We start from the raw sequence: 10,948 nt of genomic DNA, 5'->3' as shown, positions 1-10,948 counted from the left end.
CCGTGAAGAACCTTTTTTTTGTTGTTTGCGTCTAACGTATCTGATGCTTGTGCAACAAACGGTAGAAGGTCGGCCTGGATATCCCCAGCACCTTGGCGGCGATGCTCAAATTATCGCTGTGGCGGTTAAGTACATCGCACAAGGCCTGGCGCTCTGCCCGGTGCTTGTAGTTTTCCAGTGTGCCCATCGGCGCGGCAATGGTCTGCTGGCTGATCAGCCCAAGGTCTCGCGCTTCGATCTGCCGGCCTTCGGCCAGTACCAACCCGCGACGTACCCGGTTGGCCAGCTCGCGCACATTGCCCGGCCAGTCATGCTTGCCCATGGCAATCAAGGCGTCTTCACTGAAGCTGCGCGGACGGCGGCCGGTTTCATGGCTGTAGAAATGGGAAAAGTGGTTGGCCAGCATCGACAGATCGCCATTGCGCTCACGCAGGGGCGCGGTCGCGACCTGCAACACGTTCAGGCGATAATACAGATCTTCGCGAAAGCGCTTCTTCTCGATCGCGGCCTCAAGATCGACATGGGTCGCGGCCAATACCCGCACATCCACGGGAATCGGCTGACTGCCGCCCACCCGCTCGATGTGCTTTTCCTGGAGGAAACGCAACAGGTTCGCCTGCAGCTCCAGGGGCAGATCACCGATTTCGTCGAGAAACAGCGTGCCGCCGTGAGCCGCTTCGATCCGCCCGACCTTGCGTTGATGGGCGCCAGTAAAAGCACCCTTCTCGTGGCCAAACAGTTCGGACTGGATCAAGTGTTCGGGAATTGCGCCGCAATTGATCGCGACAAAGGGTTTGCTGTGACGTTGGGATTGTCGATGGAGCGTGCGGGCGACCAGTTCTTTACCCGTACCGCTTTCACCACGGATCAATACCGGAGACTCGGTGGGCGCCAGCTTGCTCAGCAACTTGCGCAGTTCGCGAATGGGTTTGCTGTCGCCAAGCAACTCGTGTTCAGGCTGATCAATGTGAACGGTGCCCTGCCCACGCAGGCGGGCCATCCCGAATGCCCGGCCCAGTGTCACCTGAACCCGGGACACATCGAATGGCAAGGTATGGAAATCGAAAAACCATTCACAGACAAAGTCTCCTACATTCTGCAATCGCAGGACTTCCTGGTTGAGTACGGCGATCCACTCGGTACCGCTATGGCTGATCAGCTCTTTGACGGCTTCCGGGCGTTCGAGGTGAAAAGGCTGCAAACGCAACAGGCCGACATCGCAGGTTTTGTCGGCGACGTTTTCCAAGGTGCAGCTGTCAACGTCCCAACCCACAGAGCGCAAAACCGGCAGCAGACGATGGCAGTCGTCGCAAGGATCCACTACTAACAGACGTCGTAACGCAGGCGCTTCGATCATGACTGTTCCTTGGCGCCAAATTTATGAAATATTATTAAAAACAGTCGTTTGGCGGACCTGGCTGTAACGTTAGCAATAATTTGACGTGACCTTGTACCGTTTGACTATAGAGCAGTCGCGTTATTAGTTATAAGAAGCGACTTAGTGAGTTGCCTAACGACGCCTTCCTTTCATTCAGCTTTCAATTCCTGTCCACACCTTGAGCCAATGAAAGAAAGTTGATATTTCTTTTAATTGTATGTGACCCGCCCCCCGGTTGCGGGCATCAGTACAAGTAACCAGCCGAACGGTAAGCCCAACCGACGGCACATCACTTGATTGGGCATACAGAGAGAAAAACCCATGAACGCCCCGCTCCGCATCAACGAAGCTCTTTTGATTGCCGACCGCGCATTCCAACCGTTCCAATGCGTGGCCTGGGCCCCACAAGACGGCAATGGCGAACTCAGCCTGACCGTCATCGATCGCACCAACACCCGCAGCATCGGCCGTAAGCAGATCCCAAGCAGTGCCTATACCGATCCTGCGCAACTTGAATGCCTGCTTGAAGCGGCGCGCGCGGAATTGAGTGAGGAGGGTTACAAACTCCAATCATGGTCGATGCCACACTAAGCGTTTTGCGGGTTACTAAACGGTAACCCGCACCCTCCCCGATTAATATTCGAACTTACACACGCCCAACTACTTGGCAGGCTTGTCAGTGGGTCGAAAAGACACTGTTCTGGCACACAGCGACCCTCCGTCTGTTAGTTATGACAGTTGTGCATCCAGTCGTTCAGGGATTGAATGTTTCCTTATACAGTCGCCACCCAAACTCCCGGTTCAGGACGACTCGCAAGGAGCTGCGTGCATGTCAATCCAGACCGAGTTTGCATTACCGGAAACACTGAGCGACGCCGGAAAACTTGATACAACTTTTGCCTCGGCTGGCAAAACCCAGGTGTATTTCGCTGGCAGCCTCTCAAGCATGGCCAACGGGGTCGCGATTGATTCACATGGCAGGTTGTTAGTCGCGGCGAAGATCGGAACGCCAGGCGGTAGCCGCTTCGGCGTGGCACGCTTGCTCGAGGACGGCTCGGCAGATCTGGCGTTCGGCAATCAAGGCAGCGTCATCGGGCAATTTGAACACGGCTTCGAGGCCATGGCCGGCAAAGTCCACGTACTGCCTGATGGGCACATTCTGGTAGCCGGCCTGCACTACGAAAATGCTCACCGGACACTGCCCGCCCTCGCCCTGTTTGATCAGCATGGTCGACCGGCGCAATGTTTTGGCGACAATGGCCGCTACGTCGTGCGTCTGCCGGGCGGTCTTTCCCAAGGCGTACGTGACACCTGGCTACCCCCCGGCGTACCGGGCGCAGAAGCTTGTGATTTCTGCGTGCAGGAAGATGGTCGAATACTGCTACAGGCCAATCATCACTTCGAACTGTCCGATCATGTCGGCATCCTGATACGACTCAACACCGACGGCTCGCTGGACGACACCTTCAACGGTCGTGGCTTCGTGATGGTCAGGCACTTGTTGATGAACACCTGGCTCAGCAGCCTGATGGTGCAACGAGACGGGCGGATCCTGGTGGGCGGTTCGATCAACTTCCCAGAAGAAGGTCTGCTGGCCCGCTATCACACCGACGGCAGGCTCGACGATTGTTTCGCCGTGGATGGTTTCATGACCTTCAAGGCACGCGGGTACAGCGCTCAGGTCAGCCAGATCGTCCAACAGGAAAATGGCGATGTGCAGTGCTTTGGCAGCAGCCGCGAACCGATGCATTGCCTGGCACTGAAAGTACACAGCAACGGCCGCCCGGACATTCATTGCAATGGAGGCCAGCCCCAACTGCTGGAAATCGGTCACAGTGGCTGCCAGTGGACCGACGCAAAGGCACTGCCGGACGGTTGCGTGGTGACGGTCGGGGCCACGATCGGCGGCGTCGAGGCGGATTTCATTCTGGCGCGGCATCTCCCCGACGGGCAACTCGATCGCAGCTTCGGCAATGGTGCCGGCTGGGTTCGCACCCGCCTGAGCCGCAGCCTGGATACCGCAACTTCAGTGGTCATGCAGGCCGATGGAAACATCGTCGTCGCAGGCTATTCACTGGACGGCAACTATCGAGCGATCGTCGCACGCTACCTGGCGTAAGCCTGCACAGTTTTCCTACACTTGATCTTCCCTTCCGCTTACGGCAAGTTGCGCGCTTCTTAATTCAAGGAGTAGCCGATGCCCGGTTCAATGGCTCAGGCGTTCGCGCACAATTTTCTCGGGCATTCACCCCGCTGGTACAAGGCAAGCATTATCGGCTTCCTGATTCTCAACGCATTGACGCTGTGGACCGTAGGCCCGGTGGTGGCCGGCTGGCTGCTGGTGCTGGAGTTCATCTTTACCCTGGCCATGGCGCTCAAGTGTTATCCGTTAATGCCCGGAGGCCTGCTGTTGGTCGAAGCACTGTTGCTGAAGATGACCACGCCCCAGGCACTCTACGACGAGCTGGTGCACAACTTCCCGGTGATCCTGCTGCTGATGTTCATGGTGGCCGGCATCTACTTCATGAAAGACCTGCTGCTGTTTTTGTTCTCACGACTCCTGCTCGGGGTTCGCTCCAAGGCGCTGCTGGCATTGATGTTCTGCTTCCTGTCGGCGTTTCTGTCGGCGTTTCTCGATGCCTTGACCGTGACCGCCGTGATCATCAGTGCAGCCGTCGGGTTTTACTCGGTGTATCACCGCGTCGCCTCCGGCAACGATCCGCGTCAGGACAGTGAGTTTGGCGATGACCAGCACCTGCCCACCCTCCATCACGCCGACCTCGAACAATTCCGCGCCTTTCTGCGCAGTCTGCTGATGCACGGTGCCGTGGGTACCGCACTGGGCGGTGTTTGCACATTGGTCGGTGAGCCGCAAAACCTGCTGATCGGCCATGAGATGGGCTGGCACTTCTCTGAGTTCTTTCTGAAAGTCGCCCCGGTTTCATTGCCAGTCCTGGTGGCCGGCCTGGTGACCTGCGTCCTGCTGGAGAAACTTCGCTGGTTCGGTTACGGCACGCTGTTGCCGGACAACGTGCGTGCGGTTCTGGCCAATTACGCCGCCGAAGATAATGCCGAACGCACCTCGCGCCAACGTGCGGCGCTCATCGTGCAGGGGTTGGCAGCGCTGATTCTGATTGCGGGGCTGGCGTTCCATATTGCTGAGGTCGGCCTGATCGGCTTGATGGTGATCGTGCTGATCACCGCCTTCACGGGTATCACCGACGAACACCGTATCGGCAACGCGTTCAAGGACGCCATGCCGTTCACAGCGCTGCTGGTGGTGTTTTTCGCAGTGGTGGCGGTGATTCACGATCAGCAACTGTTCACACCTTTGATCCAGTGGGTGTTGGCGCTGCCAGCGGATCAACAACCGGGCATGCTGTTTATTGCCAACGGCTTGCTGTCGGCCATCAGCGATAACGTGTTCGTCGCGACCATTTACATCACCGAAGTCAAACAGGCCTTCATCTCTGGCCACATGAGCCGTGAGCATTTCGAGACGCTGGCGATTGCGATCAACACCGGCACCAACCTGCCGAGCGTGGCGACGCCCAATGGTCAGGCTGCGTTTCTGTTCCTGCTGACCTCGGCGATTGCACCGCTGATTCGCCTGTCGTACGGGCGGATGGTGTGGATGGCGCTGCCGTACACCGTGGTGATGGGTGTACTGGGGTGGTACGCAGTGAGTTTCTGGCTGTAACACCAATCAACCTGTAGGAGCTGTCGAGTGCAACGAGGCTGCGATCTTTTGATGTTGCTTTTACAAGCGAAGATCAAAAGATCGCAGCCTCGTTGCACTCGACAGCTCCTACAGGGGTTTCAGCGTTTCAGGATATAGCGCTCGATTGCTTGCGCCGCGCCGTCCTCGGTATTGGCGCCCGTCACCACGTCTGCCTGGCGCTTCACCGCTTCTTCCGACTGCCCCATGGCGATCGACAAGCCTGCGCGATGGAACATCGGAGGGTCGTTGCCGCCATCACCCAGCGCCGCGGTCTGCTCCAGCGGCACGCCGAGAAATTCGGCCAGTGTCGCCAGTGCCGCACCCTTGTTGGCTTGCATCGCGGTCACGTCCAGATAAATCGGCTGTGAACGGGAGACCTGTGCCTGGCCTTCCACTTTGGGCAGCAGCAGCGCTTCCAGCTCAATCAACAACGGCGCGTTGTTGCTGGTGGCGACGATCTTGTCGATGCGTTCCAGGTACGGCTCAAAACTCTCCACCACCACTGGCGGATAACCCAGGCCGTGTTGTTCACGAGGCACCATTGGGCCGTTCGGATCTTTCAGCAACCAGTCGCCACCACTGAACACCCAGATTTCGATGTCCGGCCGGTCGGCAAACAGCGCCAATGCCGTCAGCGCCGCCGTTGCCGGCAAGTAATGTGCGACCAGCAAACTGCCATCCGGGTTGACGATGGTGCCGCCATTGAAGGCTGCCGTCGGCAGGTCGACGCCCAGGGCTTCAATCTGCTGCAACATGGCTTTGGGTGGACGACCGGTGGCCAGGCTGAACAGCACGCCGGCTTCGCGCAAGGAGCGGACCGCTTCGATAGTGCGTTGGCTGAGGCTGTGATCGGGCAGCAACAAGGTGCCGTCCATGTCGCTGAGCAGAAAACGGATGGGCTGTTGCGTCGGCTCACTCATCCGAGGCCGTGCCAGACGCGACCGTCGCGAGTCAGCAGATCTTGCGCAGCCTGCGGGCCGTCTTCGCCTGCGGCATAGCTTTGCACGCTCGTGTCCTGCTGCCAGGCATCAAGGAAAGGCTGCACGGCGCGCCAGCCGTTCTCGATGTTGTCGGCGCGCTGGAACAACGTCTGATCGCCGGTCAGGCAATCGTAGATCAGGGTTTCATAGCCGGTAGACGGCTGCATTTCAAAGAAATCCTTGTAGGCAAAGCCCAGTTCGATATTGGCCATTTTCAAGGCCGGGCCGGGCCGTTTGGCCAGCAGATCGAACCACATGCCTTCGTTAGGCTGAATCTGGATTCGCAGATAAGTCGGTTGCAGCTCATCGACCTCGGTATCGCGGAACTGCGCATACGGCGCCGGTTTGAAGCAGATGACAATCTCGGTATCGCGCACGCTCATGCGCTTGCCGGTGCGCAGGTAAAACGGCACGCCGACCCAGCGCCAGTTGTCGATCATGACTTTCAGCGCAACGTAGGTTTCGGTATTGCTGTCGGGCGCCACGTTGTTTTCCTGGCGATACCCCGGCAACTCTTTGCCGTCGACTTCACCCGCCGTGTATTGGCCGCGCACCGAGTTGGCCAACGCTTCCTCGACCGACCAGGGCCGAATCGCACCAACTACCTTGGCTTTCTCGCCGCGTACCGCATCGGCGCCAAAGGCGGCCGGCGGCTCCATGGCAACCATCGCCAGCAATTGGAACAGGTGATTGGGCACCATGTCCCGCAAGGCGCCGGTGTTTTCGTAAAAACTGCCACGGGTTTCCACGCCAACGGTTTCGGCGGCGGTGATTTGTACGTGGTCGATGTAGTGATTGTTCCAGAACGCTTCGAACAAGCTGTTGGAGAACCGGCTGATCAAAATGTTCTGCACGGTTTCCTTGCCCAGATAGTGATCGATCCGGTAGATCTGGTTTTCCGTCATCACCTTGAGCAAGCAAGCGTTCAAGGCTTCGGCAGTGGGCAGATCGGAACCGAAGGGTTTTTCGATCACTACCCTTCTGAACGCTTCTGGCGATTCTTGCAGCAAGCCGGCGGCGCCGAGACGACGCACCACTTCGCTGAAAAAACGTGGCGCAGTGGCCAGGTAGAAAACGGCATTGCCGGTGCCGCTGGCGGCGATTTTCGCCGCCAGGGCTTGATAGGTGCTGTCGTCCAGGAAGTCGCCCTGGACGTAGCTGATGCCTTTGGCCAACTTGGCCCACAGGTCGGGGTCAAGGGCTTGATCGCCCTTGCCGACCTTGGCGGCCACTTCGGCCCGAATGAAGTCTTCGAGTTTTTTCGCAAAGGCTTCATCGGTGATGGCGTTGTGGTCAACGCCGATGATCCGCAGTCCATCCCCAAGCAGACCGTCACGACTCAGGTTGTACAGCGCCGGCATCAGCAGACGCTTGACCAGATCACCATGGGCACCGAACAGAAACAGCGTGGTCGGTGGTGCGGGTTCTGCCTTGGATTTATTGCGGATCAGACGGGTCATTTTTTCGAAGTCTCCACGTGGCCGCCGAAGCCGAAGCGCTGGGCCGAGAGGATCTTGTCGCCAAAGGTGCCTTGCCCGCGCGAACGGTAGCGGGAGAACAGCGAGTTCGACAGCACCGGTACAGGCACCGATTGCTCCATGGCGGCTTCGATGGTCCAGCGACCTTCACCGCTGTCAGCCACCGAACCCGAGTAACCGTCGAGTTTCGGGTCGCTGGCCAGCGCGTCGGCGGTCAGGTCGAGCAACCAGGACGACACGACGCTGCCACGACGCCAGACTTCGGCGATGTCGCCGACGTTCAGGTCGAAACGCTGGTCTTCCGGCAGGTTGGTGCTGGCCTTGGTCTTGAGGATGTCGAAGCCTTCGGCGAAGGCCTGCATCATTCCGTATTCGATGCCGTTGTGGATCATTTTCACGAAATGGCCCGAACCGGCCGGGCCTGCGTGGATGTAACCGCGCTCGGCACGATCGTCTTCGGACTTGCGGTCCTTGGTCCGAGGAATGTCGCCCAAGCCCGGTGCAAGGCTGTCGAACAGCGGATCAAGGCGTTTAACCACCTCGGCTTCGCCGCCGATCATCATGCAGTAACCGCGCTCCAGGCCCCAGACGCCGCCGGAGGTGCCGACGTCGACGTAGTGCAGGCCTTTTTCCGAGAGGGTTTTCGCCCGGCGGATATCGTCCTTATAGAAGGTGTTGCCGCCGTCGATGATGGTATCGCCAGCTTCGAGCAAGGTGCTCAGGGTGTCGATGGTGTCTTCGGTCGGTGCGCCGGCCGGCAGCATGACCCACACCGCACGTGGCTTGGCCAGGCCAGCGACCAGCGCCGGCAGGTCGATGACGCCAGAGGCGCCCTCTGCGGCCAGGGTGTCGACAAAGGCGGTATTGCGGTCGTAAACAACGGTGGTATGCCCGTTGAGCATCAGGCGCCGCGCAATATTGCCGCCCATGCGGCCCAGTCCAATAATCCCGAGTTGCATGTGCTGATGCTCCCTACTACAAATAATGTGTGTCAAAGGTTATAGCCCAACGCGACTAATGAGGGTTAGTCCAGAGCGCTGGCACATAGTTTCCGGGCATTGTGCCCGATCCAGATTGATAACGTCGGTAATCGTGCCGAAGACACAACGACCATGAAAAATAAAAAAGTTCCCTTCGAGGGCAAAAGAAATCAAAATCGCAGCCGATAGTAAATAAGCACCGATGTCGGGGCGGATTTACAGTTGAGACAGCCATTTGCGAGGTGAGCAATGGGCACATTACAAGCAGCACGGCCAGCACAAACCCTTTACGTCACGATCCGTCGCGATGAATTGCGCCAGTTGAAAGACGAGCGCGAGCAGTTGAAGCAGGAGCTCGCGCAATTGCGCTTGTTGACACAAAGCAATCAGGCCCAGCCTTTGCCCGTCACTTACCGTGTGCCTCACGCCTGATCCCCTCGCTTGATTCGGAAGCAGCCCTGCTGTTTCCGACCTGCCATCCCCCTTTTGACAAACCCGGAAACTCACGAAGTTTTCACATCTGCCTGTTGATACTCCCGCGCCCTATTCCCGCTCGGTATCCGCGCGGCGACCGTTCGTCGGTGACTTTGATGTCCCGACGATGGAAGTGATGACTGGCTGGAGCGCCGAATGGCTTTGTTTAAACGCAGCAATACGTCTGCGAATGGTTTCGACTGGACAGGATTTCTCTGGCTGTTCCTGTTCTTCTGGTATTTTTCCGGCATTACCCAACTACTGATCCAACTGACAGGCACCTCCGGTTTTACCGGGTTCCGCCAGGCCTTTGTGATGAGCGCCATCTGGCTTGCGCCGATGCTGCTGTTCCCCAAACAAACACGTGTCATGGCTGCACTGATCGGTGTGGTGCTGTGGGCCTGCTCGATGGCCAGCCTGGGTTACTTCTTCATTTATCAGCAGGAGTTTTCCCAAAGCGTCATCTTCATTATGTTCGAGTCGAACGTCTCTGAAGCCGGCGAATACATGACGCAGTACTTTGCCTGGTGGATGGTGGCGGCGTTCCTCGCTCACACCGCTTTCGCTTACTTCCTCTGGACTCGCTTGCGCCCGGTGTACATGCCTCGTGGTCGGGCACTGGTGGCTGCAACGGCGATTGTGGTCGCCATCGTCGGTTATCCGCTGGTCAAGCAAACCGAGCGTACCGGCAGCCTTGCCGGCGGTTTCGAGAAGTTCGAATCCCGAATCGAGCCCGCCGTGCCTTGGCAGATGGCCGTGGCCTATCACCGCTACCTCGAAACCCTGGCCGGCATGCAAGACATGCTCAAGAGCGCCAGCAAGATCCCTCCCCTGCACAATTTCAAAGATTCGACGGCCAATCAGCCGGCGACCCTGGTGCTGGTGATCGGTGAGTCCACCAACCGTCAGCGCATGAGCCTCTACGGCTACCCTCGGGAAACCACCCCGGAGCTGGACAAGCTCAAGGATCAACTGGCGGTCTTCGATAACGTCATCACCCCGCGCCCTTACACCATCGAGGCGTTGCAGCAGGTGCTGACCTTCGCCGACGAAGAAAGCCCGGACCTGTATCTGTCGACTCCGTCGCTGGTCAGCATGATGAAACAGGCAGGCTACAAGACCTTCTGGATCACCAACCAGCAGACCATGACCAAGCGCAACACCATGCTGACGACCTTCTCCGAGCAGGCCGACGAGCAGGTGTACCTGAACAACAACCGCAACCAGAATGCCGCCCAGTACGATGGCGACGTGATCGAGCCGTTCAACAAGGCCTTGGCCGACGCTGCTCCGCGTAAACTGATCGTCGTGCATTTGCTCGGCACGCACATGAGCTATCAATACCGTTATCCGTCGTCCTTCGATAAGTTCAAGGACCGCAACGGTGTTCCAGACGGCGTGCGCGACGATCAGGTGCCGACGTACAACAGCTATGACAACGCGGTGCTGTACAACGACTTCGTGGTCTCGAGCCTGATCAAGGACTACGCCAAGTCTGATCCCAACGGGTTCCTGCTGTACCTCTCCGACCACGGTGAAGACGTTTTCGACTCGCCTGGCCACAGCACCCTTGGGCGCAACGAAAGCAAACCGACGGCGCCGATGTACACCATTCCGTTCATGGCCTGGGCCTCGCCGAAATGGCGCGAAAACCATGACTGGAGCTTTGCCGGTGATCTGGGACGGCCTTACAGCAGCTCGCACCTGATCCACACCTGGGCTGATCTGGCGGGTCTGAGTTTTGATGAACTGGATCGCAGCAAGAGCCTGGTCAGCGACAGTTTCAAGCCACGGCCATTGATGATCGGCAATCCTTATGAGCGCGAGCAAAAGGCATTGATCGACTTCAGCCTGATGAAACCCAAAGCCGTGGCAGCCATTCCGGCAGTCGTTCAGAAATAACCCTGCAGAACCTGTGGGAGCGACCTGTGGCGAGG

9 protein-coding genes are annotated in these 10,948 nt (G+C 58.2%); 5 read left to right on the top strand and 4 right to left on the bottom strand.

The genetic code is table 11. From position 1 onward, the window contains the following. Window positions 1-31 precede the first annotated feature (31 nt). A complete protein-coding gene (locus VD17_RS12835) occupies window positions 32-1,357 on the bottom strand; it encodes a sigma-54 dependent transcriptional regulator (RefSeq protein WP_046054132.1) in 1,326 nt (441 codons plus the stop codon). A 342-nt stretch (window positions 1,358-1,699) separates the two neighbouring features. On the opposite strand from VD17_RS12835, the gene VD17_RS12830 reads away from it, so the two are divergent. The 3 genes from VD17_RS12830 to nhaB all read left to right on the top strand — a co-directional run bounded on the left by VD17_RS12830 (window position 1,700) and on the right by nhaB (window position 5,078). Then, window positions 1,700-1,969, top strand: coding sequence for a hypothetical protein (locus VD17_RS12830; RefSeq protein WP_008149930.1), 270 nt, complete (start codon window positions 1,700-1,702; stop codon window positions 1,967-1,969). A 238-nt stretch (window positions 1,970-2,207) separates the two neighbouring features. Further along, window positions 2,208-3,497, top strand: a complete 1,290-nt coding sequence (locus VD17_RS12825; RefSeq protein WP_046054131.1) for a hypothetical protein — start codon at window positions 2,208-2,210, stop codon at window positions 3,495-3,497. A 78-nt stretch (window positions 3,498-3,575) separates the two neighbouring features. Then, the gene (gene nhaB, locus VD17_RS12820; protein WP_046054130.1) at window positions 3,576-5,078 is read left to right on the top strand and encodes a sodium/proton antiporter NhaB; all 1,503 of its coding nucleotides are present in this window, start codon (window positions 3,576-3,578) and stop codon (window positions 5,076-5,078) included. A 119-nt stretch (window positions 5,079-5,197) separates the two neighbouring features. On the opposite strand, the gene VD17_RS12815 is transcribed toward nhaB, so the two are convergent. Genes VD17_RS12815 through gnd form a run of 3 tightly spaced genes read right to left on the bottom strand, consistent with a single transcriptional unit; the run spans window position 5,198 to window position 8,516 of the window. After that, the gene (locus VD17_RS12815; RefSeq protein WP_046054129.1) at window positions 5,198-6,019 is read right to left on the bottom strand and encodes a Cof-type HAD-IIB family hydrolase; all 822 of its coding nucleotides are present in this window, start codon (window positions 6,017-6,019) and stop codon (window positions 5,198-5,200) included. Beyond that, window positions 6,016-7,539: a glucose-6-phosphate dehydrogenase gene (zwf, locus tag VD17_RS12810; protein ID WP_046054128.1), complete on the bottom strand. Its 1,524-nt coding sequence runs from the start codon at window positions 7,537-7,539 to the stop codon at window positions 6,016-6,018. Before zwf ends, VD17_RS12815 begins: the two co-directional genes overlap by 4 nt. Then, entirely contained in the window at window positions 7,536-8,516 is a 981-nt protein-coding gene (gene gnd / locus VD17_RS12805; RefSeq protein ID WP_046054127.1) for a phosphogluconate dehydrogenase (NAD(+)-dependent, decarboxylating), read from the bottom strand. The genes zwf and gnd overlap by 4 nt, the downstream gene beginning before the upstream one ends. Window positions 8,517-8,786: 270 nt before the next feature. On the opposite strand from gnd, the gene VD17_RS12800 reads away from it, so the two are divergent. Then, window positions 8,787-8,969 (top strand): DUF6026 family protein, encoded by a 183-nt coding sequence (locus VD17_RS12800; protein ID WP_046054126.1) that lies wholly within the window; start codon window positions 8,787-8,789, stop codon window positions 8,967-8,969. 198 nt (window positions 8,970-9,167) lie between these two features. Further along, on the top strand, window positions 9,168-10,913 hold the full coding sequence (locus VD17_RS12795; RefSeq protein WP_046054125.1) for a phosphoethanolamine transferase CptA: 1,746 nt from the start codon (window positions 9,168-9,170) through the stop codon (window positions 10,911-10,913). The last annotated feature ends 35 nt before the right edge of the window (window positions 10,914-10,948 follow it).

It is taken from the genome of Pseudomonas fluorescens (assembly GCF_000968015.1).
Taxonomy (GTDB): domain Bacteria; phylum Pseudomonadota; class Gammaproteobacteria; order Pseudomonadales; family Pseudomonadaceae; genus Aquipseudomonas; species Aquipseudomonas fluorescens_W.
Note: the sequence above shows the minus strand (reverse complement) of the source record. Positions and strands in the feature narration are given on the sequence as shown.